Source organism: Acidovorax sp. GW821-FHT10E03, assembly GCF_059415205.1.
Genome location: NZ_JBWKMU010000009.1, coordinates 289430 through 314631 on the forward strand (window position 1 = coordinate 289430; position 25202 = coordinate 314631).

Here is a 25202-nt window from a genome sequence, read left to right on the forward strand (position 1 = left end):
CGCTCCTCACAAGGCGGAGGCGACCTGGTCGCCGCCGCTTTCCGCTTTTTGCCAATCGGGCTGCAACGCGGTAGATTGGTGGCTTTCTTGGGTGCTTATCGGCTGGATGCAACAAGCCAAAGGCCTGGATAATTTCTGGCGATTCAACCCGACACGGATTCAGGAGGTGGGATATGGCTAGCTTTTCATCGATAGGCATCGGCCTGGGCGGCAACGTGGACGTCAATGGGCTGATCAAGGCTTCGGTCGACGCCGTGAAGATCCCCATCACCAAGACCAACGGCCTGAACCAGCAGGCGGCCATCACGAATGCGAAGGTGTCTGCCTTCGGCCAGTTCAAATCCCTGGTCTCCACGCTGGCTGATGCCGCCAGCAAGCTCGCCAGCGTCACGGGCTGGAACGGGGTGAGCGCGACCTCCGCCAAGCCGGAAGCCGTGTCGGTCTCCGCCGTGGGCGGCGCCGCGGCGACGTCATTCAATGTGCAGGTGCAGAACCTGGCCAAGGCGCAGTCCTCCATCTCCGTGGCGTTGTCGCCCGTCAAGCAGGCCGTCGGGGCGGGCACGCTGACCTTTGAAACGGGCAAGTGGTCCGGCGAGCCCAAGGTCTTCACGATGGGCAGCGCGGGCGCGGTCAATGTGGAAGTCAGCGCCACGGATACGCTGGCGGACGTCGCCAGCAAGATCAATGGCTCGAAGGCCGGCGTGACGGCCACCGTGCTGAGCGATGCCTCCGGCGAGCGCCTGATGCTGCGCAGCAAGACAACGGGCGAGGATGCCGGCTACCGGATGAGCGCGGCGGACGCCGACGGCAACCTGGCGGACGGTGCGGGCTTGTCGCGGCTCGTGGTGGGCGGCGTGACGGAGTATGCGGCGAACGCGAACGCGACCGTCAACGGCGTTGCCGTCACTTCGGCAACGAATGCCTTTGCCGATACCGTGTCGGGCGTGACGTTCACGGCGCTGCAGGTCACCACGGGCGACGTGGCGGTGACGGTGGCCAAGGACAACTCTGCCGTGAAGAAGAACATCGAGGCCTTCGTGAGCGCATACAACGCCATCAATCAGGCGTTGAATGAGGTCACCAAGTACGACCAGGGCACCAAAACGGCGGGGTTGCTGCAGGGGGATAGCGCGGCGGTGACCTTGCAAAACACCTTGCGCATGGCGCTGCAGTCCGTGAACAGCTCGGGCGCGCTGCGCAATCTGTCTGCCGTGGGAGTGGTCTCGGAGGGCGGGCTCGGCAACGTGGCGCCCACCGGCAACCTGACGCTCGACGCGACCAAGTTCAACAAGGCCATGGAAAACGCCGACGACGTCAAGGCTTTCTTCCGGGGGCCGGAGGGCGGCAGCGTGGAGGACGGGTTCGCCGGAAAATTCAAGGCGGTCACGACCAAGCTGCTCGCAAACGACGGGTTCTTCGCCAGCAAGGCAAAAATCTACGAGCAATCCCTCAAGCTCAATGCCAAGGACGTGGAGACGATCAACGATCGTGCGGACCGCCTGGAAAAGAGCCTGACGGCGCGCTACACCGCCCTTGATACAAAGATGTCGAGCCTGAATGCGCTCAATGCGTATATCTCGCAGCAGGTGACCACCTGGAATAAATCCTCGGGCTGACCGCTTCAGTTTTTCTGGCTGTAGCCGATAACTAAAGTAATACATCGCAAGGATTGCCAGCATGTTCAGCGCCTATAGCCCCCGTGCAGCCAACGCTTATCAGCGTATCAATGTAGAAACCAGCATGCACACGATGGACCAGCACCAGCTGGTCAGCCTGCTGTATGAAGGTGTCCTGAACTCCATCGCCACGGCGCGGGGTGCCATGGCGCGCGGCGACGTGCTGGGCAAGGTCAACAATATCTCCAAGGCCGTCCGCATCATTGAAGAGGGGCTGAGCACGGCGCTCGACAAGGTGGATGGCGGGGAGCTGGCCCAGAACCTGGGAGCCTTGTATGACTACTGCCTGCACCGCCTGATCCTGGCGAATGCCCGCAACGACGATGCCATGATGCAGGAGGTCATGCGCCTGATCGAGCCGGTGGCGCAGGGCTGGAGCCAGATCAAGCAATCGGGCGCCGTCGCGGAGGCCGCCACCCCGGGGCAGCCAGCACTGGTGGAGGCCTGAACCATGTCCCACATGCTGATTGACTACTACAAGGCGATCGAAGACAGCAGCGCCAAGATGCTGGAGGCCGCCAGGCTCAAGGACTGGGATGGCGTGGTGCGCTATGAAGGAGCCTGTGCCGTGCTGATCGAGCAACTGCGCTTCAAGTCGCAGGAACACGAACTGCTGCCAGAGCACCGGCGCGAAAAGACCCGCATCATGCAGCGCATCCTGCGCAACGATGCCCAGATCCGTTGCCTGGCCGAGCCCTGGCTGGCGCAGTTCGAACACCTGTTCGAAGGCCAGCCGCAGATGATGCATTGAGGCATGCGCCAAGCCCCAGACAAAGCCGACCCCGCGAGGTCGGTTTTTTCATGGATGAAATACGGCGCTACCGCTTGTCCATCAGGCGCAAGCAGCTATTAAGTTGAGAGCAGCTGATTCCTGACGCTTGTCACGAAGCTGCCACGGCCAGCGATGCGTCGCGGAGCTCCCTGTGCTGAGAGTGTGGCGTGTCTTTTACGGAATAAAAAGTGCCTGTAGCGCTTATCCATAAAGCGCAAGCAGCTACAAAATCAGGAGTAAGCGCAGACCTGCGCTGCCAGATACCGGCGCGCCCCCCGCGAGGGATGCCCAGCAAGGGCCGCCCCGCAGCGAGGGCATCGTCCCCTTGCCCACAGCGCGCAGCGCTGTGAGAGCGAGGGGAAGGCGCGCAGCGCCTCAGGGGAGTGCCCCTGCTATACCTGCATGTTCATGATGTCGGTATAGGCCTGCACCATCCGGTTGCGCACGTGCAGCGTGGCCTGGAAGCCGATCTGGGCCTTCTGGATCGCCACCATGGTTTCCTCGAGGCTGACGGAGGGGTTCTCCATCTGGACTTCCGTCTGCAGGTCGCTGGCACGGTTCTGGGCCGCACTGACCGACTGGAGCGCGCCTTTGAGCGCCCCTGAAAAACCCACTTCATTGGCGTCGTTTTGCGGCGCCGCAGCACGGCGCGCCACGCCAGCGCCCGTGAGCGGGGCGGTAGAGCTTGAGATGCGAAGGTCCATGGCGGTGTCCGTGGGAATGGGGGTATGCTGCGTATCCTAGCCATCGCGCCCCCGCCCATCGCTCTGAATTGATGGCCAAACGCGCGGCTTATCCAGCGAACATTTTGAGGGCGTGGCCGAATAATCGACCCCACGCTTTGGTCCTTGTCGGGCCTGCCCTACTGGAAAGCAAGATGTCTGCAGTTGCTGAAGTTCCTCTCACTCCCCCTGCCGGCCCGAACTGGCTGCAGCGGCTGTCTGCCCTGGACAGGGCGCAGCGCATGCGGCTGGGCGTGGGTGCGGCACTCCTGGTGGCGGCGGCCATTGCGGCCATCGTGCTGGGGCGCCAGCCCGACTACCGGGTGCTGTTCGCCAACCTGAACGACAAGGATGGCGGTGCCATCGTCGCCCAGCTGTCGCAGATGAACGTGCCCTACAAGCATGCCGACGGCGGTGGTGCGATCCTGATCCCCGCGGACCGCGTGCATGACGTGCGCCTGCGCCTGGCCACCCAGGGCCTGCCCAAGGGTTCCGTGGCGGGCTTCGAGCTGATGGAGTCCAGCAAATTCGGAATGACGCAGTTTCAGGAACGCCTGAACTTCCAGCGGGGCCTGGAGGGTGAACTCACCCGCTCCATCCAGGCGCTGTCGTCCGTGCAGGGCGCGCGCGTGCACCTGGCGCTTCCCAACCAGAATGGCTTTTTCCGGGAGCAGCAAAAACCCTCGGCCTCCGTGCTGGTGAGCCTGCATCCTGGCCGCGTGCTCGACCGTGCCCAGCTGGCGGGCATCGTGCACCTGGTCGCCTCCAGCGTGCCGGAACTGGCGCCCTCCGCCGTGAGCGTGCTGGACGACACGGGCAAGCTGCTGTCCCAATCGCCCGATGGCGCCGCCGGAACCGGGGTCGACGCGCAGCAACTGCTGTATGTGCAGCAGATCGAGCAGCAGTACACCCGCCGGATCCTGGACATCCTGGAACCCGTGGTGGGCCGCAACAACGTCAAGGCGCAGGTGACGGCCGAGGTGGACTTCACCCAGACCGAATCCACGTCCGAGCAGCACCGCCCCAACCTCGCCACCGATGCCAGCGCCATCCGCAGCCAGCAGATCGTGGAAAGCTCCGGTCCGCAGGGCAATCCGCTGCCCACGGGCGTGCCTGGCGCCACGACCAACCAGCCTCCCGCGGCTGCTGCGGCGCCCATCAACGGCGCCAATCCGGCACCCACGGCGGCGGGCCAGCAGGCCCAGGGTGCGCAGGCAGCGGCGAGCAAGCGCGAATCCATCACCAATTACGAAGTGGACAAGACCGTGCGCGTGACGCGTGGCGGCAGCGGCGCCCTCAAGCGGGTGAGTGCGGCGGTGGTCGTGAACTACCAGTCCGCCGAGGACAAGGGCAAGACGGTATCCAAGGCGCTCACGCCAGAGCAGCTCGAGCAGATGACCGCCCTGGTGCGCGAAACCATTGGCTTCAACCGGGATCGTGGCGACTCGGTCAACCTCATGAACACCCCGTTCCAGGTGGACGCGACGCCTGCCAACGACGTTCCGCTGTGGAAACAGCCTGAAGTGATCGAACTGGCCAAGACCTTCGCCTGGCCAGTGGGTGCGGTTCTGTTCGCGGCCCTGGTGCTGCTGGGCCTGGTGCGGCCGGCGCTCAAGGGCGGCGCCGCTGCCAAGCCCCGCGCCATCCCGGTGGCCGGCGGCCAGCTCGACGCCGTGGAGTCCGAAACACCCGAGCGCCCCGCGCTGCCTGCGCCCGCCGCGAAGAACGAAGTGCTTCCCGCCACGCCGGAGCAGCTGCGCCTGGAAGAGGCGCGGGTGCTGGCCAAGGAGAACCCTGTGGCCGTGGCCAATATCCTGAAGACCTGGCTCAACGGCGAGCCAGTCTGACCGCCGACATCACGGACGACGACCACCATGGACGACCAAGGACTCAACGACGCAGCCATCATGCTGATGTCCCTCGGCGAGGAAGAGGCGGCCGAAGTGTTCAAGCATTTCTCGCCCAAGGAAGTGCAGAAGCTCGGCGAAACCATTGCGCGCATGCGCTCGGTGTCGCGCGACAAGGTGGACGAGGTCATCAACAAGTTCTCCAACGCGGCGGCGGCGCAGAGCCTTCTGGTGTCGGATACCGGCAACTACGTGCGCGCCGTGCTGCGGCGTGCGCTGGGGGATGACAAGGCCGGGCTGCTCATCGACCGCATCCTGCAGGGGGGCGACGTCTCGGGCATCGAAAGCCTGAAGTGGATGGACCCGCTGTCCGTGGCCGAGTTGCTGCGCAACGAACATCCCCAGATCGTCGCGGCCATCCTGGTGCACCTGGACAGCGACCAGGCATCGGGCATCCTGATGCACCTCACGGACCGCCAGCGCAGTGAAATTCTGTTGCGCGTGGCCACGCTCGAAGGCATACAGCCGACGGCGCTCAAGGACCTCAACGAGGTGCTGTTCAAGGTGCTGGCCGGCGGCGACAAGATCCGCAAGAGCTCGCTCGGCGGCGTCAAGGCAGCGGCCGAGATCATCAACCTGCTGGGCGGCAACATGGATGCCGTGGTGCTGGAGTCCATCCGCGGCTACGACCCCGACCTGGCCCAGAAGATCATGGACAAGATGTTCGTGTTCGAGGACGTGCTCAAGCTCGACGACAAGGCGATCCAGACCGTGCTCAAGGAAGTGGCTTCCGAAACGCTCATCGTTGCGCTCAAGGGAGCGGTGCCGGAGTTGCGCGAGAAGTTCCTCTCGAACATGTCCTCGCGTGCTTCCGAAGCGCTGCGGGAAGACCTCGAATCGCGCGGCCCGATGCGGCTGTCCGAAGTCGAGGCCCAGCAGAAGGAAATTCTCAAGACCGTGCGTCGCCTGTCCGACGAGGGTCAGATCGTGATTGGATCCGGCGGTGATGATGCCTTCGTCTAGCCAGCGTTCGTACTCGCGCTTCATCCCCAGCGAGGAAGTCGGCGATTTCACACAGTGGAAGTTTGGCGCCGTGGATGGCTCCGACCTCGTCGAGCCAGAACCAGAGCCCGTGGCCGAGATTCCGGTCGAAATAGACGAGGCCGCGCAGCAGGCGCTGGTCCAGCAGGCGTGTGACGACGCGTATGCCGAGGGCTTTGCCCAGGGCCAGGCCCAAACGGCACTGGAGTGGCAGCGCCGCATGGATGACTACATCGCGCAGCAAGGGAACGAAGCCGCCCTGCGCCTTCAGGGTGTGATGCAGACGCTGGACGCGAGCCTGATCGACATGCAGCAGCAGATGGCCCAGCAGCTGCTGGAACTGGCGTGCGACATCGCACGCCAGGTGGTGCGCCAGGAGCTGTCCGTCAACCCCAATGCCCTGCAGCCCGTGGTGCGGGAGGCCGTGGGCATGCTGGTGACCGAAGGCCGGCCCGCGATGGTCCGGTTGAACCCCGCCGACATGGAGGCGATGGCCCAGCCCCTGCGCGAGGAGATGGATGCGCCGGGGGTGCAGTGGATGGCCGATGCCGCAGTACCGCCAGGCGGCTGTCTGGTCGAGTCTGCGGGCACCGTGGTGGATGGCAGCCTGGACAAGCGCTGGCAGCGCGCCATCGCGGCGCTGGGCCTCCAGTCGCCCTGGCAGGAGGAGGGCGGCGATGAGCGTTGAGGCCCCCGCCGCCTGGACACGCCTCATCGAGGATGCGCGCGAGCGTGTTGCCGAGGGCGCTCCGCTGGAAACACGCGGCACCCTGACGCGGCTGACAGGCCTGGTGCTGGAGGCGGTGGGCATCCGCGTGCCGGTGGGCTCGCAGTGCATGGTCCAGATGCCGGGCCATGCCCCGGTGCTGGCCGAGGTGGTGGGGTTCTCCGCCGATCGCGCGTTTCTGATGCCGGCGGGAGACATCCACGGGCTGTCCAGCGGCGCGAGCGTGGTGCCGGCGGCACCCTACATTCCCATGCCGCGACTGGGCGAGCCCGCGCGGGCCATCCAGCGCGCCGGTGTGCTGCGCTTGCCCATGGGCGAGGGCCTGCTCGGACGGGTGGTGGACGCGCAGGGCCTGCCGCTGGACCATGGCGGGCCGGTGCAGGACGTGGTGTCCGAGCCCATGGGGCGCCGCCAGATCAATGCCATGGACCGCGATCCCGTGCGCGAATCGCTGGACACCGGCGTGCGCGCCATCAACGCCCTGCTCACGGTGGGGCGCGGCCAGCGCCTGGGCCTGTTCGCAGGCTCTGGGGTGGGCAAGAGCGTCCTGCTGGGCATGATGGCCCGCTACACCCGCGCCGACGTGATCGTGGTGGGGCTGATTGGCGAGCGGGGGCGCGAAGTCAAGGAATTCGTCGAGGACATCCTGGGCGAAGACGGCCGCGCGCGCTCGGTCGTGGTGGCCGCTCCGGCGGACGCACCCCCCCTGCTGCGCATGCAGGGCGCGGCCTATGCCACGGCCGTGGCCGAGCATTTCCGCGACAAGGGAAAGCATGTGCTGCTGCTCATGGATTCATTGACCCGCTATGCGATGGCCCAGCGCGAAATCGCGCTGGCCATTGGCGAACCCCCTGCCACCAAGGGCTATCCGCCCTCCTGTTTCGCCAAGCTCCCTCAACTCGTGGAGCGCAGCGGCAACGGACTGCATGGCGTCGGGTCCATCACGGCCTTCTATACAGTGCTCTCGGAAGGGGATGACCAGCAGGACCCCATCGCCGACGCGGCGCGCGCCATCCTGGATGGCCACATCGTGCTCTCGCGCGCGCTGGCCGAGACGGGCCATTTCCCCGCCATCGACATCGAGCAATCCGCGTCGCGCGTGATGCACAACGTGGTGTCGCGCGGGCATTTCGACTTGGCGCGGCGCTTTCGGGCGGTGTATTCGCGCTACCAGAAAAGCCGCGATCTGGTGCAGGTGGGCGCCTATATGAGCGGCTCCGATCCGGCGCTGGACGAGGCCATCCGCCTGCAGCCGCAGATGGCGGGGTTCCTGCAGCAGGACATGTTCGAGGCGGCCTCCATGGACCAGAGCGTCGCGGGCATGGCGGCGGTGCTGGACCACTGAACACAGAGGGTCGCCAGCCATGTCCAGCCTCAATTCCCTGTCCGTCGCCGTCGAGGTGGCGTCCCGCAAGCGGGACGACGCGCGCAAGGTGCTGCAGGACACGCAGGCAGCGCAGCAGGCGGCACGCGCCCAGCTCGACCAGCTCGAAGACTATGCCCGTGAAACGCAAGCGCGGTGGGGCATGAAGGCCGACACCACGATGAAGCCCGAGGTGATGTACCACCACTACCAGTTCATGGACCGTTTGGGACATGCGGCGGGTGTCCAGACCGGGGTGGTGGGTGACCATGCCAACCGGGTGGAGGCGGCCCGGCGCAGCCTGCTGGAGGCGGAACTGCGGCTGGCCAGCCTGCGCAAGGTCATGGAGAAGCGGCGCCACGACCTGGAGCGGACTGAAATGCGAAGAGATCAGAAACAAACCGATGAACGGGCTGCCCTGCAGTACCGAAGTGCGATGCAAGGCTCTGCGGGCCGGGAGTAGTGACAATGGAACAAGCAAGAATTTCTTCTCCCCAGGGCACCCAGCCGGCCCACGCCGCGCGGACCCGGTCCACGGCGCAGGCGCCGGACGACGCCCACAGTGCCGCCCCCAGCGGCTTTCTGGCCCTGCTGGCAGCGCTCGGGGATGCTGCTGCCCCGGGGGACGCCGGGCCGCTGGACCTGCCGTCCGCCGGCGCGGCGCCGGCCGATGGGTTGCCCGCCGATGCCGCGAAGGATGCCCTGGATGCTTCGGCTCTGGCGGCATGGCAGGGATTGCTGGCGTCCGACGCCGCTGTGCGGGGCGATGCCGCCGGGGCGGCGGCGGGGCAGGGCACCGGCCTTCGCATTGCAGTGCAAGATGGAACGGCGGCAGGCTCGGGGATGCCCGGCGCGGGCGCCCAGGCAGGGGCGAACCCGTTGGCGGCTGGTGTGCCGGGCGTGGACGGCCTGCCACAGGGCATGGTGGCCGAAACGGCCATGCTCGACGCTTCCGCGGACCTCAAGGGCGGGGCACCACAGGCCGGTGCCGCAGCGTTCGGCCGGGCTTTCTCGCGCATGCAAACTGCATTGGCCCAAAGGGCGGATTCCGCAGAAATGTCCCTGGGCCGGGCCCGGGCGGGCGATGTGGCGCTGCCGACGCAAGGGCACCACATGGCGGCCGTGGCGACGGTGCAGGCCGCCAGCGAGCGCATGGCGGCGGGCCTGCCGGTTGCGGGCGCCGCCGATCGGAGCGCGGCTGCCGGGGCCGGCGACCTGGTGGCCAACGGCGCAGCGATGGCGGGCGACCTGCTGGCGGCTGCAGCGCCCGCACGGGGTGGGGAGGCCGCCGGCAATGGCGGCCGCCCTGGCGAAGGGCGGGGGGATGCCGGCGCATGGTTCGACAATGGCGGGGGCGTGGCGCCCGTGGAGCCAGGAGCGGCCGTCGATGGCGCCGCGGCGTTTGGCGATCCTGCCCAGGCCGGCATGGAGGACCAGGTCGCCGAGCAGGTGACGTACTGGATCAACCAGAAGACTCAGAATGCGGAGCTGACGCTCAACCGCGACGGGCAGCCCGTCGAGGTGTCGGTGTCGCTGTCGGGCAATGAGGCCCATGTGACTTTCCGCAGCGACCAGCCGCAGACCCGCGACATGCTGGATCGGAGCATGGCGCAATTGAGCGAGTTGCTGCGCAGCGAGGGGCTGGTGCTCTCGGGCATGTCGGTCGGCACGTCGGCCGGACAACGTGAAAATGCGGCCGACCCCGAACGGCAGGGCCGCCGCGATGGGTCACGCCAGGCGCAGGTGGTGGCCGCCACGCCGGTGGGCATGGCCTCGCCGCTGCGCGGCGGTGGCGGCGCGCCAGACCGTGCCGTGGACATCTTTGTGTGAGTCCGCATGGCGGCGGGAACCTTCGGCCCGCCCCGCATGCGCCGCGCCGTGGGCGCATTGCCGGGTCACGGCTCCTGGCGGGTGACCTGCAATCGGGATAGCGCTGCGAATGCCATGGTTTTGGGCTTTTATTCTGGCTATTATTGGTCGCAGCATCGCCCAATAATGGGCCATCCGGTCTTGTCCGCCCATTGATTGCGTGGGTACGGCCCGTCTCCCACCAAGGAATCTGCATCGTGTCAGCCAATACCCCCGCAGCGGCTCCGGCCAAAAGCAAGAAGATGCTCATCATCATCATCGGCGTTGTGGCGGTGCTGGTGATTGGCGGCGGGGTGGCGGCCTGGCTGATTTCCAGCCGCTCCCACGCCGAAGACGAGGAAGGGGCTGCGCCGGCCCGCAAGGAGGCCCCCAAGGTGGCTCCCACCTTCCTGCCCATGGAGAACATGGTGGTGAACCTGGCGGACCCCGGCGGCGACCGGTTTGCACAGATCGGCATCACCCTGGAGCTGGAAGATGCCAAGACGGCGGAACAGGTGAAGCTGTACCTGCCCACCATCCGCAGTGGCATCCTGATGCTGATTTCCCAGCGGACCTCCGCCGAATTGCTGCAAAGGGAAGGCAAGGAAAAACTGGCCTCCGATATCCTGCGCGAAGTCTCGCGTCCCCTGGGCTATCCGGTTGCCACAGAACGCGACCGCGCGCGTGCCGCGGCGGCCGACAAGGACGGCGACGAAGATGAACGCCCCGCGCGCCGGCGCACGGAGCGCAACCCGGTGCACCGGGTGCTTTTCTCCAGCTTCATCATCCAGTGACCCGGGCAAGGACCAGTCATGAGTGATTCATTTCTTTCGCAGGAAGAGGTCGATGCCCTTCTCGAAGGGGTTACTGGCGAGAGCCAGAAATCGGTCGAGGAAGTGGCGGAGGCGGGTTCCGTACGCAACTACGACATTTCCAGCCAGGAGCGCATCGTCCGTGGACGGATGCCGACGATGGAAATCGTCAATGAGCGGTTCGCGCGCAACTTCCGCATCGGCCTGTTCAATTTCATCCGCCGCAGCCCCGAGATCTCGGTGGGCACCGTGTCCGTGCAGCGCTACAGCGCCTTCCTGCGGGAGCTTGCGGTCCCCACGAATTTCAACATCGTGGCCATCCGTCCGCTGCGCGGCAGCGGGCTGATCGTGTGCGAACCCTCGCTCGTGTTCGGCATCATCGACACGCTGTACGGCGGCGTGGGCAAGTTCCAGACTCGGATCGAGGGGCGGGACTTCTCGCCCACGGAGCAGCGGGTCATCAACCGCCTGGTGGATGTGATCTGCGCCGAATACAAGAAGGCGTGGCAGGGGATCTACCCCCTGGAGCTCGAATACCAGCGCTCGGAAATGCAGCCGCAGTTCGCCAACATCGCCACGCCCAGTGAAATCGTCGTGTCCACGGCCTTTCAGCTGGAAATCGGCGACCTTTCGGGGGCGATCCATATCTGCATGCCCTACGCGACGCTGGAGCCCATCCGCGACGTGCTGTATTCGTCCACACAGGGCGATTCCATCGAGGTGGATCGCCGCTGGGTGCGCGTGCTGACCCGGGAAATCCAGGCCGCCGAAGTGACGCTGGTGGCTGAACTGGCCCGCGCCGATGCCACGGTGGAGCAATTGCTGGCCATGAAGCCTGGCGATTTCATCGAGCTCGACCGCGAGCCCCGCATCCGCGCGTCGATCGGGGGCGTGCCTATTTTTGAATGCCAGTACGGAACGCACAATTCCAAGTACGCCATTCGTATCGAAGAATGCCTGCGCAATGCCGACATGAGCTGGCTGGGAGAAAAAGATGTCAACTGAAGAAGATAACAAGGACGGCGCGGCGGATGACCCCTTTGCGGGTTGGGCCGAGGCGCTCGAGGAGCAAAAACGGACCGAGGACAAGCCCGGCGATGCCGAGCAGGGCGGCCCCCTCTCCGGCGACCCCGTGCGCCCTTTCTCTGGCGGCGGGGATGGCACGGTCAACGACATCAACATGGTGCTGGACATTCCGGTCCAGCTGTCGGTGGAGCTCGGGCGCACCAAGGTGCCGATCAAGTACATCCTTCAGCTGGCCCAAGGCTCGGTGGTGGAGCTCGACGCGCTCGCGGGCGAGCCCATGGACGTCCTGGTGAATGGCTATCTCATCGCGCAGGGCGAGGTCGTCGTGGTCAATGACAAGTTCGGTATCCGCCTCACGGACGTGGTGACCCCTTCCGAGCGCCTTCGGCGGGTCAGCCGTGGATAGTGGCAGCATGACCCAGACGCTGGTGGTGGTCGTCCTTTTCGTGGGCGCCATGGCGTTGCTGCCCTGGCTGGTCCGCCGGCTGCAGCAGCGCCACGCCACCGCCGGCCTGGGGGCTGGAGCGGCTTCCCGCGTGCTCTCCGCCGTGGCCGTGGGTCCCCAGCAGCGCGTGGTCACCGTGGAGGTGGGGCCGGAACACGCGCGGACCTGGCTGGTTCTTGGCGTGACCGCGCAGCAGGTGAGCTGCCTGCACGTGCTGCCGGCCGTTGCCGCCAGCACGCCTTCCGCGGCGCCCAAGGCGGAACCATCTTTCGCGCACGCGGTTGCGTCGGCCGTCAACGCGCCTGGAAGTCCTTCCCATGGCTGAGGCGTCACGGGTGCGTCATGTGCTGCTGCTGGCTGCGGTGGCCGCCCTGGGCGCCATGGTGCATGGCACGGCCGCCGCGCAGGCCTCCGCGGGCGCGCTGCCATTGGTGGTGGGCAGCGGCCCTTCGGGCAACAGCTATTCGGTGCCCATCCAGACCCTGCTGTTCTTCACGGCCCTGTCCTTCCTGCCGGCGGTGCTGCTCATGATGACGGGCTTCACGCGCATCGTGATCGTTTTGTCTCTCCTGCGCCAGGCGCTGGGTACCCAGTCGGCACCGCCCAACCAGGTCATCATCGGACTGTCGCTGTTTCTCACCTTCTTCGTGATGGGCCCCACCCTGGACCGGGTGTACCAGGACGCCTATGTGCCTTACACCAACAACACCATCAGCTTCGAACAGGCCCTGGTCAAGGCCGAGGCGCCGATGCGCAGCTTCATGCTCAAGCAGACCCGGCAATCCGATTTCGCCCTCTTTTCCCGGCTGGCGCGCCTGGATGCGAGCGTGACGGCGGAAACCGCGCCGCTGCGGGTGCTGGTGCCAGCCTTTGTCACCAGCGAACTGAAATCGGCATTTCAGATCGGCTTCATGATCTTCATCCCGTTTCTGGTGATCGACATGGTGGTGTCGAGCATCCTCATGTCCTTGGGCATGATGATGCTGTCTCCGGTGCTGGTGGCACTGCCGTTCAAGCTCATGCTGTTTGTGCTGGCGGACGGCTGGAATTTGCTGATCGGCTCGCTGGCTGCCAGTTTTGTTCCCTGAAGGAGTGGGCGATGACTTCGCAAATGGTGCTGACCATCGGGCGCGACGCCTTGACGCTGCTGCTGATGATTTCGATGCCGGTGCTCGGTGCCGTGATGGCGGTGGGTCTGATCGTGAGCATTTTCCAGGCGGTCACGCAGATCCATGAGGCGACACTGGCCTTTGTTCCCAAGCTGATCGCCGCGATGGTGGTTTTTGCGATCGCAGGGCCCTGGATGCTCAGTACCCTGGTGGACTTTATCCGCCGGACGATCGAGTCCATTCCGTCGATGATCGGCTAGTGCGGGGCACGGCCTTGCGCTTCGCGCCGCACCCTTTGTTCGCCAGCCCCATTTCTTGCTGCCCATCGGGGATCGCGTGATCACTTTCTCCGAAGCCCAGCTGATGGCCTGGCTGTCTCCCATCCTGTGGCCATTCTTGCGCGTGCTCGCCGTCTTCTCGGTCGCGCCAGTGTTTTCCATGCGGACGATACCCATGCGCGTCAAGATCGGACTGGCGTTCCTGGTGGCGCTGTGCGCCCAGGGCGTGCTGGTGAATCAACCGGTCATCAGCGTCAACGGGCGCGAGGCATTCGGAGCCGTGGCCCAGCAAGTGGCCGTGGGGCTTGCGATCGGGTTTTCCGTCCGGCTGGTGTTTGCGGCCGTGGAGCTGGCGGGCGAAATCATCGGGTTGCAGATGGGGTTGAATTTCGCATCATTTTTCGACCCCTCTTCGAATGCGCAGATCAGTGCGGTAGCCCGCTTTTTTGGACACATGTCCATGCTGCTCTTTGTGGTGATCAATGGCCATCTGCTGATCTTGATGGCCGTGGTGAAGAGTTTTGACCGCTTTCCGGTCGATGGCAACTTCCTGCAGGCCCTTGGGCAGATGCGCATTTACGAGCTGGGTTCGTCCCTGTTTTCCAGTGCGCTGTGGATCGCGCTGCCCATGATCGCGCTCCTGCTGTTCGTCAACTTGACGCTGGGCATCATTTCGCGGGTGGCGCCGCAGATGAACATCTATGCCGTGGGATTCCCGGTGACGTTGACCGTGGGCATGCTGGGCATCGTGGCCACGCTCCCGCTGCTGGAGCAACCGGTGCTGGCGCTGATGCAGCAGGCGGTCGATCTCTTTGCCACGCAGCGATAGTGGGGAAAGAGGGGGGTGTGCAGGCCGTCTCAGACCAGCTGGTTGCGGATGGCGTAGACGGTGAGTTCCGCGTTGTTCGAGAGCTTCAGCTTCTCCAGCACGCGCGAACGGTACACGCTCACGGTCTTGGGGCTGAGCATCAACTCCTCGGCGATGTCCGACAGCCTGCGGCCGGAGGCAATCTTGACCAGTGTCTGCAGCTCCCGCTCGGACAGCGCCGCATGCGGCGCCTCCGGCGTGGGCTGTGCCAGGCTGTCCGCCAGCATCTGGGCAACCTCTGCCGTGAGGTACTTGCGCCCCTGCATGACGGTGCGCACGGCCGCAATCAATTCGACCGGATCCCCTGCCTTGTTGGCGTATCCCTGGGCGCCGGCCTTCAGGCAGCGCAGGGCGTACTGGTCTTCCGGGTACATGGACACCACCAGCACCTTGATGGCGGAGTGCGTCTCGCGCAGGCTGGCCAGCACCTCAAGGCCGCTGCGCCCCGGCATGTTCAGGTCCAGCAGCAGCACATCGCAGGCTGCCGAGCGCAGCACCTCGCGCAGCTCGGAATATCCCCCGGCCTCTCCAGTCACCTGGATATCGGGGGCGTCGGCCAGCGTGTCGCGTATTCCGCGCCGCAGAACGGCATGGTCATCGCACAGGACCACATGAATCACTGCACATCTCCTGGGGCTGGTGATGGGTGCGATGTTAGCGGTATGGAAAGGATCACGGAGGTGCCCTGGCCGGGCCGGCTGCTGATATCCAGCCACCCCCCGACAGTCCGGGCGCGTTCATGCAGGCCCTTGAGCCCGAAGGCCTTGGGCTTGTCGAGCATTTGCGGATCGATGCCCCGGCCATCGTCGGTGACCTCCAGCGTCAGGACGCCCTCCTTGTCGGAGAGATCGATACGCACAGTGCCTGGATGGGCATGTTTGGAAATATTGGTCAGCGCTTCCTGCGCGGTGCGGTAGGCCGCCAGCTGGATATCCGGCGGAGCGTGGATGGTCTCGCTGCTGGTCACGACCGGAGCCGGTATGCCCGAGCGGCGCTCGAAGCCGGCGGCAAGCCACTGAACGGCTGCCACCAGCCCCTGTTCGAGGATCGGCGGGCGCAGGTTCATCATGATCCGCTGGCTCGCCTCGATGGCGTGCTGCAGCATCTCGGCCGCCGACGCCGCGTGTTCCTGCATCGCCGGGGCCGTGCTGTGGCGTCCGATCCATGCCACATCGAACCTCACGGCCGTCAATGCGCCGCCGATGTCGTCATGAATTTCTCGGGCGATGGATGCGCGTTCCTGCTCGATCGATGTTTGCAGGTGTTCTGTCAGTTCCGCCAGCCGGCGTTCGGACGCCTCCAGCTGCGCCACGGCCTGTTCGCGCGCCTTGCGGGCGTCGTGGACCTCCAGAGCGCGTGCGATCACATGGGGCAGGCGCTGCAGGTCGTCCTTGAGCAGGTAGTCTGCGATGCCCAGGCGGATGGCGTCCACGGCGGCTGCCTCGCCGATGGCGCCGGACAGCAGCACAAAAGGGGGGTGCTGCGGCTTTTGCGCCACATGCGTCCATGCGTCCAGCGCGGTAAAGCCTGGCAGGCGGTAATCTGCCAGGATGATGTCAAAAGCCTGGGTATCGGTCAGCCGCTGGAAGTCGGCAAGCGAGTCGACCTGATGGAGATGGCAATGGAGCCCGGACCGCCGCAGGGTCAAGGCGGTCAGCTCATGGTCCGCCAGTGAATCTTCAAGATGCAGGATGCTGAGGGTCTGGTCTGGTGCTATGGTGACCATAGGAGCGCTATCATAGGATACAAATTGGAACAAACAAGGGTGTTTGTCCGATTGGGATGGTTTCAGCGTCAGCGTCCAATGGATGCCGACACCATGGTGCGCATGCCTTTGCTTTGGGCTTTTGTGCAGATATCGTAGTCCTGGGATTTTTGCGTGCTTTGCTGCTGCGTGCTGCGATGGAGAAACGATGCAATCTACGCTAACAACGTCTGGAGGACCTGCTGTCCAGGTTCCCGTCATGGTGGCGGCAGAGCTGCAGGATTCGTTGCTGGTCGTGATGCATGACCTGCATCGCCTGGAAGGCCTGCTCAGCCATGCCACCGACAACCTGCTGGAACGTTTTGGAGAGGCCAATGCCGTGCTGACGGACGCGGCTGTGGCCGATTCTCCGGAGCTGGTGGCCGCTCGGGCCGCGCTGCGCAGCGCCGTGACCGAATTGCAGTTCCAGGATATGGCGTCCCAGTTGATCTGGCACACGACCAAGGTGCTTCAAGGATGCGCTTTCCGCTTGGCCTCCGAGGCCATGGGCAATGAAGATGGTGAAGAAGCAGCGCCATTTGCAGAGATGGCGCCGGACCGGCCCAACCCCGTCACGCAAAGCGAGATGGATGCCGGTTCCGTGGACCTGTTCTGATCTTCACGTCACTGGTTAACCTATATATTCAAGTCAGTTGGAGCCTTACATGCAATCGATCCTAGCCGTAGATGATTCACCGTCCATGCGGAAAATGGTGTCGTTCACTCTCACGGGTGCCGGCTACCACGTTGTGGAGGCGGTGGATGGGCAGGATGCCCTTGAGAAGGCTGAGAGCCATGACATTGATCTGGTCCTGGCCGACCAGAACATGCCGCGCCTGGACGGTATCGGATTGACGCGCAAACTGCGCGAGAACCCCAAATTCAAGACCATCCCGATCCTGATCCTCACCACCGAGTCGAGCGATCAGATGAAGCAGGCCGGGCGCACGGCCGGGGCGACGGGCTGGCTGGTCAAGCCTTTTGATCCCAATCGCCTGATCGAAGTCATCCAGAAAGTGATCCGCTGAGCCGGATTGGATTGGCCCGGACCACCAAGTACACAGGAGCCCACGATGGCGGAAACCTACCAAGAAGGATCGGGAGCAGGCGCTGACTTCGACCTGAGCCAGTTCTATCAGATCTTTTTCGAGGAAGCGGGCGAAAACCTGGACCAGATGGAGCAGATGCTCCTGGATCTGGATCTGAGCAGCGCCAATGATGAAGAGCTCAACGGCATCTTCCGGTGCGCCCATTCCATCAAGGGTGGCTCGGCCACCTTTGGTTTTTCGGACGTGGCGGAGCTGACGCACCAGATGGAGTCCTTGCTGGACCGGTTGCGCCGCCATGAGCTGCAACCCGTTCCCCAGATGGTGGACGTGCTGCTGGAGTCCGCCGATGCATCCCGCAGCTTGCTGGCCCGCCATCAGGCCGGAGGCCAGGGAGAGGCTGTCTCCACCACGTCGCTGGTGCGCCGCATCAGTGAGCTTGCTGCGGGGCTCGTCCCCAGTGACGCGCCCGCCGTGGCACCACCGCCACCTGCGCCAGCCCCGCAGGTAGCGGCTCCCGCGCCCAAGGCGGTGACGCCCGCAGTCGCCGGACAGGCGCGTGCACTGGAAATCCAGATCGGCCCGCTGGAGCGGCCGCAGCAGGCCGATGCCATCAAGGAACTGTTCCGGGATATTCCCGGGCTCGGTGCCATCCGGGACATGGAAAGCACCCAGCCCAACACGCGGCTGTTCGCGGTGGAGACCACCTCCACCAACGATGATCTGCTCGACCTGTTCGCCTTCCATGTGTCCAAGGAGCAGGTCCTCATCCGTGAGGCCGCTGCAGCAGCGGCTGCAGCCCCGGAGGACGCGGACGACGATGTCGTGGTCGCCGCGGATGCCGCCGGAGGCGAGGCGTACGGCTTCTTCAGCGATGCGCCGGGTGCTCCCGGTACCGATGCGCCCCGAGCGGCAGCGCAGGCCCCCGCACAAGCGCCCAAGGCTGCGGCCCCCAAGGCTGCGGAGCCCAAGGTCGCCATGCAGGCGCAGATGGAGTCCACGACGATTCGCGTGGACGTGAAAAAGGTCGACCAGCTCATCAACCTGGTGGGTGAACTTGTGATCACCCAGGCGATGCTCGCGCAGAACAGCCGGGGGCTGGATGCAGGCGCCTACCAGCAGCTGCTGGCGGGCCTGGCCGACCTGGATCGCAACACGCGCGACCTGCAGGAATCGGTCATGTCGATCCGCATGATTCCGATGTCCATCGTCTTCAGCCGCTTCCCCCGCATGCTGCGGGACTTGGCGAACAAGCTGGGCAAGAAGGTCGAACTGGTGACGCTGGGCGAGGCCACCGAACTGGACAAGGGGCTGGTCGAGAAGATCACCGATCCGCTGACACACCTGGTGCGCAACAGCTGCGACCACGGGATCGAGATGCCGGCGGACCGCTTGGCCAAGGGCAAGTCGGAACACGGGACCATCACGCTGTCGGCCTCGCACCAGGGCGGATCGATCGTGATCGAGGTGCGCGACGATGGCCGTGGCCTCTCGCGCGAGAAGATCCTCAGCAAGGCGCAGGAGCGCGGCATCGAAGTGTCCGAGCAGATGAGCGATGCGGAGGTCTGGCAACTGATCTTTGCACCAGGCTTTTCCACCGCCGACGAGGTGACCGACGTGTCCGGGCGCGGCGTGGGCATGGACGTTGTCAAGCGCAATATCGCGGCGCTCAACGGGTCGGTGGAGATTGACTCGGCCGAGGGTTACGGAATGAAGGTTTCCGTGCGCCTGCCGTTGACGCTGGCCATCATGGATGGCATGTCCGTGGGCGTGAGCGACGAGGTCTACATCCTGCCGCTGTCTTCCGTCGTGGAGTCTTTCCAGGTCAACGCGGACGATGTGAGCACCGTGGCACAGGGATCGCAACTGGTGAAGGTGCGCGACGAATACATGCCGGTGATCGCGCTGGAAAAGATCTTCCAGGTGCCGCGTTTTGACCCCAACAAGTCCAGCAACATCATGGTGGTCGTGGAGGCGGATGGCAGCCGTGTTGCGCTGCTGGTGGATGAGCTGCTGGGCCAGCACCAGGTCGTGGTCAAGAACCTGGAATCGAACTACCGCAAGGTCCCCAACGTGTCGGGCGCCACCATTCTGGGCGACGGCACGGTGGCGCTCATCCTGGATACGGGCGGGCTGGTGCGGCGGGCGCGCCACTAGATTTGAGCAGCCGTGCCCGAAGGGCAGGGCGCTGTCACGAAAGGAGAATTCACCATGAGTGTGATGGGTAAAACCGCAGAGGCGGTGCCAACGGGCACCCGCGAATATCTGACGTTCCGCCTCGACCAGGAAGAGTACGGCATCGATATCCTGAAGGTGCAGGAGATCCGTGGCTATGAGCCACCGACACGGATTGCGAACGCCCCCAGTTTCATCAAGGGCGTCGTGAACCTGCGTGGCACGATCGTGCCCATTGTCGACATGCGCCTCAAGTTCAACTGCGCGCAGGCGGACTACAACAGCTTCACGGTGGTCATCATCTTGAACCTCCGCAACCGGGTGGTCGGAATCGTGGTGGACTCCGTCAGCGATGTGATGGAACTGACGCCCGAGAGCATTCGCTCTGCACCGGATATTGAAAGCGCCATCGACAACAGCTGCATCCTCGGGCTCGGGTCGGTGGGTGAGCGCATGCTGATTCTGCTGGACATCGAGAAACTCATGTCCGGCGTGGACATGGGGCTGGTGACCGCCAACGAATAGGGCGAATAGGGCGCAACCGTCACACCAGTGGTGGATCCAGCACCTGCCAGCAGATGGCAGGTGTGGCTAGCAGGTCTCTTGGAGCGAACAGGATTTCCCGTCGGACGATCAATATGGCCCAACCCACCAGTGCATTCCCCACGGCCCGGCCCACCACCGCCAGGGTGGATCCGGCCTATGCCGCCGCGGCTGCCCCCTCGGGGCCGCTGGCCCAGGGGCGCGAGTTTGTCTGGACCAATGCGGATTTCGCGCGGGTGCAGGCGCTGATCTATCAGCGCGCGGGCATCAGCTTGCACGACGGCAAGCACGCCATGGTGTACAGCCGCCTTTCGCGCCGTTTGCGTGACACGGGGCACAACAGTTTTCACGACTATCTCGGATGGCTTGAGACGCATGACGGCCCGGAGTGGCAGGAGTTCATCAATGCGCTCACCACCAACCTCACGGCCTTCTTCCGCGAACAGCACCATTTCGAGATCTTCGCCTCGCATCTGCGCAGCAAGCCATCGACTGGCTGGCGGGTCTGGTGCAATGCCGCCTCTACCGGAGAAGAACCCTATTCCATCGTGATGACGGCGTTCGAGGCGCTGGGGGCCAACGCGTCTTTCAAGCTGACCGCCAGCGACATCGATTCCCGCGTGCTGGCGACGGCAGCGCAGGGGGTGTACCGCCTCGACAGCCTCAAAGGCCTGAGCCCGGAGCGCCTGCAGAAGTTCTTTCTGCGGGGCAAGGGGGCCAATCTGGGCATGGTGCGGGCCAAGCCGGAACTGCGGCGTGCCATTGATTTCATGAGTGTGAACCTCATCCGGGACGACTGGCCGTTCAAAGAGCCCTTCGATGTGGTTTTTTGCCGCAACGTGATGATCTACTTTGATGCACCCACGCAGCGGCGGGTGCTGGAGAGGATCCACAGGGTCCTCAAGCCCGGCGGCATGCTGTTTGTAGGGCATGCCGAGAACTTCAGCGAGTCTAGGGACCTGTTTACGCTGCGCGGCAAAACGGTGTACGAGCGTCGCTGACCCGCCATGTTGCCTAGCACCGAGCACACATGACCACCACTCCATCAGGCTCATCCCCTTCTTCGGCCGTTGCCGCGCCTGGCATGTCCGAGCGGCGCCGTGCTCCCCGCATCGCCCCCCTGAGCGCGGACATCTATGCCGCCGGGTCAGGGCCGGCCCGGGAGTCTTCGCTGCAGGAGCTCAAGGCGCACAGCCGCAAACCCGGGGAGGCTTCCTTCTTTTATCTGGACCATCACTTTCAGCACAATGCCGTGAAGGTCCTCCCGGGCGAATATTTTGTCGCCGACGAGAACATGGTCATCATGACCGTGCTGGGGTCATGCATTGCCGCCTGCCTGTGGGACAGCCGTGCGCGCATAGGAGGCATGAATCATTTCATGCTGCCCGATGGTGATGTGGGGGATGCCTCGGGGCGCTATGGCTCGTACGCCATGGAATTGCTGATCAACGAGATGCTCAAGCTCGGAGCCCGCCGCGAAACCATGCAGGCCAAGATTTTTGGCGGGGCGCAGGTCATGCACAACTTCACGACGATGAATGTCGGTGAGCGCAACACCAATTTTGTTTTGAACTACCTTCACACGGAGCGTATTCCCATCGTCTCCGAGGATGTGCTGGATATCTATCCGCGCAAGGTGGTTTTTTTCCCCATCACAGGGAAAGCCATGGTCAAGCGGTTGGCGCACGCACATCCCGAGGCCCTGGTGGCCCAGGAAGTGCGCGGCAATGCCGCCACCGTGGCCAAGACCACCTCGGGCGGTTCTGTCGATCTGTTTTGAGGAAGGCGTGAGTTAATGAGCAGGAAAATCCGGGTGATCGTGGTGGACGATTCGGCGTTGGTCCGCAGTCTGCTGTCCGAGATCATCAACCGGCAGCGGGACATGGAGTGCATCGGCACGGCCAATGATCCCTTGGTGGCGCGCGAGATGATCCGCGAGCTCAATCCCGATGTCATCACACTGGATGTCGAGATGCCGCGCATGGACGGCATCGACTTCCTGGGGCGGTTGATGCGCTTGCGACCGATGCCGGTGGTGATGATTTCCACGCTGACGGAGCGGGGCGCTGAAGTGACGATGAAGGCGCTGGAACTGGGCGCGGTGGATTTTGTGGCCAAGCCCCGTGTCGGCCTGGCCAGCGGCCTCAACGATCTGGCCACCCAGATCGTGGACAAGATCCGCGTGGCCGCGGTGGCGCAGGTTCGCCGCGCGCCCGCTCGCGAAACCACCGCCGCTGGCGGTGCGGGGAGTGGTGCAGGTGCAGCGCCTGCCATGCCCGCGTCGGCGCTCCTGGGGCGCCTGTCCACCGAAAAGCTGATTTGCATCGGGGCATCCACCGGCGGTACCGAGGCCATCAAGGAGGTGCTGGTGCAGATGCCGGCGGATTCGCCCGCCATTGTCATCACCCAGCATATGCCCCCGGGTTTCACCACCAGCTTCGCGGCCCGCCTCAATGGCTTGTGCCAGATCACGGTCAAGGAAGCCGTGAACGGGGAACGCATCCTGCCTGGCCATGCCTACATCGCTCCGGGGGGAACCCAGTTCCACGTGGCCCGCAGTGGTGCCAACTATGTTGCCGTGGTGGATGATGGCCCGCCGGTGAATCGCCACAAGCCCTCGGTCGAGGTGCTGTTCAAGTCGGCCGCTGCCGCGGTGGGGCGCAATGCCTTCGGCATCATGCTCACCGGAATGGGCAACGATGGCGCGGCCGCGATGAAAGAGATGAAGGATGCCGGCAGCTACAACTACGTGCAGGATGAAGCCAGCTGCATCGTATTTGGCATGCCGCGCGAAGCCATTGCCCACGGCGCCGCGGATGAGGTTCTGCCGCTGGGGCAGATCGCCTCCGCATTGATTACGCGTTTGCGGGGCGCGACGGATCGGCTGCACCACCGGATCTGATGGCCGGGCACGGCCTGCGTTGCAGGCCGCGCATTTTGGCGACAGAGCAGCGCGGTCCTGCTTGTGCCCGGTGCCTTGGTGCCTCAGGCGGACAGGGCCGTCCAGCGTTCCAGTGCAGCCATCAACTCTTCCTCGATGGCCCCGGCCCGCGTGGTCATGGCGGCGGCCCGTGCGGGGTCGGCGCTGTACAGGGTGCCATCCGCCAGAGCATCCTGCAGTTCCTGCTGCTCTGCTTCGAGTCCGGCGATCTGTGCAGGCAACTGGTCGAGCTCACGCTGTTCCTTGTAGCTAAGCTTCTTTTTTGATAGCGGCTCGCGCTTGCTGGATGAGGCCTGAGCCGGATTTTCGCTCAAATTCTCTCGGCCAGCCTTCTGGCCGGGCGCGGGGGAGGCCTGGAGTGCCCGGCTGCGCTTGGATTGCTGCAACCAGTCCTGCACGCCACCTTCATATTCCCGCCACAGGCCATCGCCCTCGAAGGCGATGGTGCTGGTGACCACGTTGTCGAGAAAAGTCCGGTCATGGCTGACGAGGAACACGGTACCTTCGTAGTTCTCCAGCAGCTCCTCCAGAAGATCGAGGGTGTCGATGTCCAGGTCATTGGTGGGCTCATCCAGTACCAGGACATTCGCGGGACGCGCGAACAGCCGGGCCAGCAGCAGCCGGTTGCGCTCGCCGCCCGACAGCGAGCGGACAGGGGAATGCGCGCGGGCCGGAGAGAACAGGAAGTCGCTCAGGTAGCTCTTGACATGCTTGCGCTGGTTGCCGATTTCGATCCATTCGCTGCCTGGGCTGATGAAGTCCTCCAACGTGGCATCCAGGTTGACGGCATGGCGCATCTGGTCGAAATACGCGACCTGCAGATTGGCGCCTTGGCGGATGGTGCCTTCGTCGGGTGCCAGCTCCCCGAGAATCATCTTGAGCAAGGTGGTTTTGCCTGCGCCGTTGGGTCCTATCAAGCCCACCTTGTCGCCGCGCAGGATCGTTCCGGTGAAGTTGCGCACAATGGTCTTGTCGCCGAAGGATTTGCCCACACCGTTGAGCTCCGCGACGATCTTGCCTTGATACCCGCTGGAACTGCCGGTCGCCACGTCCATGCGAACGCTGCCCACCACTTCCCGGCGGGCCTCGCGGCGCGCGCGCAGGTGCTCCAGGCGGCTGATGCGGCTCTGACTGCGGGTGCGGCGCGCCTCGACGCCGCGGCGAATCCAGACTTCCTCCTGGGCGAGGAGTTTGTCGGCCTTGGCCGAAATAACGGCTTCCTGGGCCAGCTGATCCTCCTTTTGTATCTGGTATTGCGCGAAGTTGCCGGGGTAGGAGCGCAACTGCCCACGATCAAGCTCCACGATGCGGGTGGCAACGCGGTCCAGGAACGACCGGTCATGGGTGATGGTGACCACACTGCCTGGAAAATCAAGCAGAAGGTCTTCAAGCCATTCGATAGAGTCGAGGTCCAGATGGTTGGTGGGCTCATCCAGCAACAGGACGTCCGGGCGGGCTACCAGCGCTTGTGCGAGTGCCACACGCTTCTTGGTCCCCCCTGACAACGTGCCCACAACGGCATCCGGATCCAGATGCAGGCGCTGCAGTGTTTCCTCTACCCGCTGCTCCCAGTTCCAGGCGTCGTAGGCTTCAATTTCGGATTGCAGGGCATCGAGGTCCAGGCCTTCCGCACCCGACAGGTACTGGTCACGGATGGAAATGACGCGCTGCAATCCTTCGGACGCGGACTTGAAGATGGTGGCGCTGGAATCCAGAGAGGGTTCCTGGGCCACGAAGGCAATGCGCACGCCCTGTTGTACCTGCAGTGAGCCGTCGTCTGGTTTGGCCAGCCCCCCGAGAATCTTGAGCAGCGAGGACTTGCCCGCGCCATTGCGCCCGATCAGTCCCACGCGCTCGGCAGTCTCCAGGGAAAAGCCGGCGTGGTCCAGCAGTGCAACATGCCCAAATGCGAGTTGGGCGTCCAGTAAGGTGATAAGTGCCATAAGGGCAGGATTATCGGGGGGAGGGTGGTGTTGCCGGCGATGGGGCAGAACTGGGCTGGGCGCTCGCACCCCCACTGGATGTGTTTTCTCACCCTTTAGTAGAGGACCGCAAGGAGGCGCAGTGGTCGTGGCGTGGCCCACGCCTGCACGGAGCGAATGTTGAAGGAGGCCTTCAGGAAAGAACTGATCAACTTTCCTTTCGCCCTCCGAACTCATGCTATAGTCGAGGGCTTCGCTACTGAGGCGGTGCTGCAGAGATGCGGGGCGCTGGAGGTT

Annotated in this window: 27 protein-coding genes; 23 read left to right on the plus strand and 4 right to left on the minus strand. The window is 64.5% G+C overall.

The features are described 5' to 3' along the window. The first annotated feature begins 173 nt into the window (after positions 1 to 173). The 3 genes from fliD to AC07OD_RS17980 all read left to right on the plus strand — a co-directional run bounded on the left by fliD (position 174) and on the right by AC07OD_RS17980 (position 2427). Positions 174 to 1616, plus strand: coding sequence for a flagellar filament capping protein FliD (fliD, locus tag AC07OD_RS17970; RefSeq protein WP_218296966.1), 1443 nt, complete (start codon positions 174 to 176; stop codon positions 1614 to 1616). Positions 1617 to 1677: 61 nt separating this feature from the next. Next, entirely contained in the window at positions 1678 to 2124 is a 447-nt protein-coding gene (gene fliS, locus AC07OD_RS17975; RefSeq protein WP_218296967.1) for a flagellar export chaperone FliS, read from the plus strand. Between the two features lie 3 nt (positions 2125 to 2127). Then, positions 2128 to 2427, plus strand: a complete 300-nt coding sequence (locus AC07OD_RS17980; RefSeq protein WP_063461658.1) for a flagellar protein FliT — start codon at positions 2128 to 2130, stop codon at positions 2425 to 2427. 413 nt (positions 2428 to 2840) lie between these two features. Here AC07OD_RS17980 and fliE read toward each other — a convergent pair whose 3' ends face one another. After that, the gene (fliE, locus tag AC07OD_RS17985; RefSeq protein WP_218296968.1) at positions 2841 to 3152 is read right to left on the minus strand and encodes a flagellar hook-basal body complex protein FliE; all 312 of its coding nucleotides are present in this window, start codon (positions 3150 to 3152) and stop codon (positions 2841 to 2843) included. 173 nt (positions 3153 to 3325) lie between these two features. Here fliE and fliF point away from each other — a divergent pair, with 173 nt between their 5' ends. The 13 genes from fliF to fliR all read left to right on the plus strand — a co-directional run bounded on the left by fliF (position 3326) and on the right by fliR (position 14495). Next, complete coding sequence (gene fliF, locus AC07OD_RS17990) at positions 3326 to 5017, plus strand: flagellar basal-body MS-ring/collar protein FliF (RefSeq protein ID WP_218296969.1); 1692 nt, start codon at positions 3326 to 3328, stop codon at positions 5015 to 5017. Between the two features lie 27 nt (positions 5018 to 5044). Continuing rightward, on the plus strand, positions 5045 to 6040 hold the full coding sequence (fliG, locus tag AC07OD_RS17995; RefSeq protein WP_218296970.1) for a flagellar motor switch protein FliG: 996 nt from the start codon (positions 5045 to 5047) through the stop codon (positions 6038 to 6040). Beyond that, positions 6024 to 6746: a FliH/SctL family protein gene (locus AC07OD_RS18000; protein ID WP_492245118.1), complete on the plus strand. Its 723-nt coding sequence runs from the start codon at positions 6024 to 6026 to the stop codon at positions 6744 to 6746. Before fliG ends, AC07OD_RS18000 begins: the two co-directional genes overlap by 17 nt. Beyond that, positions 6736 to 8130 (plus strand): flagellar protein export ATPase FliI, encoded by a 1395-nt coding sequence (gene fliI, locus AC07OD_RS18005; RefSeq protein WP_218341830.1) that lies wholly within the window; start codon positions 6736 to 6738, stop codon positions 8128 to 8130. The genes AC07OD_RS18000 and fliI overlap by 11 nt, the downstream gene beginning before the upstream one ends. Positions 8131 to 8149: 19 nt before the next feature. Beyond that, on the plus strand, positions 8150 to 8611 hold the full coding sequence (gene fliJ / locus AC07OD_RS18010) for a flagellar export protein FliJ (protein WP_494597670.1): 462 nt from the start codon (positions 8150 to 8152) through the stop codon (positions 8609 to 8611). A gap of 5 nt (positions 8612 to 8616) precedes the next feature. After that, a complete protein-coding gene (locus AC07OD_RS18015; protein WP_494597671.1) occupies positions 8617 to 9978 on the plus strand; it encodes a flagellar hook-length control protein FliK in 1362 nt (453 codons plus the stop codon). 236 nt (positions 9979 to 10214) lie between these two features. Continuing rightward, entirely contained in the window at positions 10215 to 10790 is a 576-nt protein-coding gene (locus tag AC07OD_RS18020) for a flagellar basal body-associated FliL family protein (protein WP_218296974.1), read from the plus strand. Between the two features lie 18 nt (positions 10791 to 10808). Beyond that, positions 10809 to 11813, plus strand: a complete 1005-nt coding sequence (fliM, locus tag AC07OD_RS18025; protein WP_010466026.1) for a flagellar motor switch protein FliM — start codon at positions 10809 to 10811, stop codon at positions 11811 to 11813. Beyond that, on the plus strand, positions 11803 to 12240 hold the full coding sequence (gene fliN / locus AC07OD_RS18030; RefSeq protein ID WP_218296975.1) for a flagellar motor switch protein FliN: 438 nt from the start codon (positions 11803 to 11805) through the stop codon (positions 12238 to 12240). The genes fliM and fliN overlap by 11 nt, the downstream gene beginning before the upstream one ends. A gap of 7 nt (positions 12241 to 12247) precedes the next feature. Then, positions 12248 to 12604 (plus strand): FliO/MopB family protein, encoded by a 357-nt coding sequence (locus AC07OD_RS18035; RefSeq protein WP_369643493.1) that lies wholly within the window; start codon positions 12248 to 12250, stop codon positions 12602 to 12604. Beyond that, positions 12597 to 13367 carry a flagellar type III secretion system pore protein FliP gene (gene fliP / locus AC07OD_RS18040; protein ID WP_369643492.1) on the plus strand — a complete coding sequence of 257 codons (771 nt, stop codon included), beginning with the start codon at positions 12597 to 12599 and terminating at the stop codon, positions 13365 to 13367. The genes AC07OD_RS18035 and fliP overlap by 8 nt, the downstream gene beginning before the upstream one ends. 11 nt (positions 13368 to 13378) lie before the next feature. Beyond that, positions 13379 to 13648 (plus strand): flagellar biosynthesis protein FliQ, encoded by a 270-nt coding sequence (fliQ, locus tag AC07OD_RS18045; protein WP_218296978.1) that lies wholly within the window; start codon positions 13379 to 13381, stop codon positions 13646 to 13648. Positions 13649 to 13724: 76 nt separating this feature from the next. Further along, positions 13725 to 14495: a flagellar biosynthetic protein FliR gene (gene fliR, locus AC07OD_RS18050; RefSeq protein WP_218296979.1), complete on the plus strand. Its 771-nt coding sequence runs from the start codon at positions 13725 to 13727 to the stop codon at positions 14493 to 14495. Positions 14496 to 14524: 29 nt separating this feature from the next. On the opposite strand, the gene AC07OD_RS18055 is transcribed toward fliR, so the two are convergent. After that, positions 14525 to 15154 (minus strand): response regulator, encoded by a 630-nt coding sequence (locus AC07OD_RS18055; protein ID WP_218296980.1) that lies wholly within the window; start codon positions 15152 to 15154, stop codon positions 14525 to 14527. Then, positions 15151 to 16260, minus strand: a complete 1110-nt coding sequence (locus AC07OD_RS18060; protein ID WP_218296981.1) for a hybrid sensor histidine kinase/response regulator — start codon at positions 16258 to 16260, stop codon at positions 15151 to 15153. The genes AC07OD_RS18055 and AC07OD_RS18060 overlap by 4 nt, the downstream gene beginning before the upstream one ends. 187 nt (positions 16261 to 16447) lie before the next feature. Here AC07OD_RS18060 and AC07OD_RS18065 point away from each other — a divergent pair, with 187 nt between their 5' ends. The 7 genes from AC07OD_RS18065 (at position 16448) to AC07OD_RS18095 (ending at position 22944) form a co-directional block, all read left to right on the plus strand. Continuing rightward, complete coding sequence (locus AC07OD_RS18065; RefSeq protein WP_218296982.1) at positions 16448 to 16894, plus strand: hypothetical protein; 447 nt, start codon at positions 16448 to 16450, stop codon at positions 16892 to 16894. Between the two features lie 49 nt (positions 16895 to 16943). After that, on the plus strand, positions 16944 to 17306 hold the full coding sequence (locus tag AC07OD_RS18070; protein WP_056173069.1) for a response regulator: 363 nt from the start codon (positions 16944 to 16946) through the stop codon (positions 17304 to 17306). A gap of 45 nt (positions 17307 to 17351) precedes the next feature. Next, positions 17352 to 19481, plus strand: coding sequence for a chemotaxis protein CheA (locus tag AC07OD_RS18075; RefSeq protein ID WP_218296983.1), 2130 nt, complete (start codon positions 17352 to 17354; stop codon positions 19479 to 19481). A 54-nt stretch (positions 19482 to 19535) separates the two neighbouring features. Further along, positions 19536 to 20024, plus strand: a complete 489-nt coding sequence (locus tag AC07OD_RS18080; RefSeq protein WP_218296984.1) for a chemotaxis protein CheW — start codon at positions 19536 to 19538, stop codon at positions 20022 to 20024. Between the two features lie 113 nt (positions 20025 to 20137). Further along, complete coding sequence (locus AC07OD_RS18085) at positions 20138 to 21043, plus strand: CheR family methyltransferase (protein WP_369643490.1); 906 nt, start codon at positions 20138 to 20140, stop codon at positions 21041 to 21043. Between the two features lie 29 nt (positions 21044 to 21072). After that, the gene (gene cheD, locus AC07OD_RS18090; protein ID WP_218296985.1) at positions 21073 to 21822 is read left to right on the plus strand and encodes a chemoreceptor glutamine deamidase CheD; all 750 of its coding nucleotides are present in this window, start codon (positions 21073 to 21075) and stop codon (positions 21820 to 21822) included. 15 nt (positions 21823 to 21837) lie between these two features. Then, on the plus strand, positions 21838 to 22944 hold the full coding sequence (locus AC07OD_RS18095; RefSeq protein ID WP_494597672.1) for a protein-glutamate methylesterase/protein-glutamine glutaminase: 1107 nt from the start codon (positions 21838 to 21840) through the stop codon (positions 22942 to 22944). A gap of 83 nt (positions 22945 to 23027) precedes the next feature. Here AC07OD_RS18095 and AC07OD_RS18100 read toward each other — a convergent pair whose 3' ends face one another. Then, positions 23028 to 24926, minus strand: a complete 1899-nt coding sequence (locus AC07OD_RS18100) for an ATP-binding cassette domain-containing protein (protein WP_494597673.1) — start codon at positions 24924 to 24926, stop codon at positions 23028 to 23030. Positions 24927 to 25202: the final 276 nt, after the last annotated feature.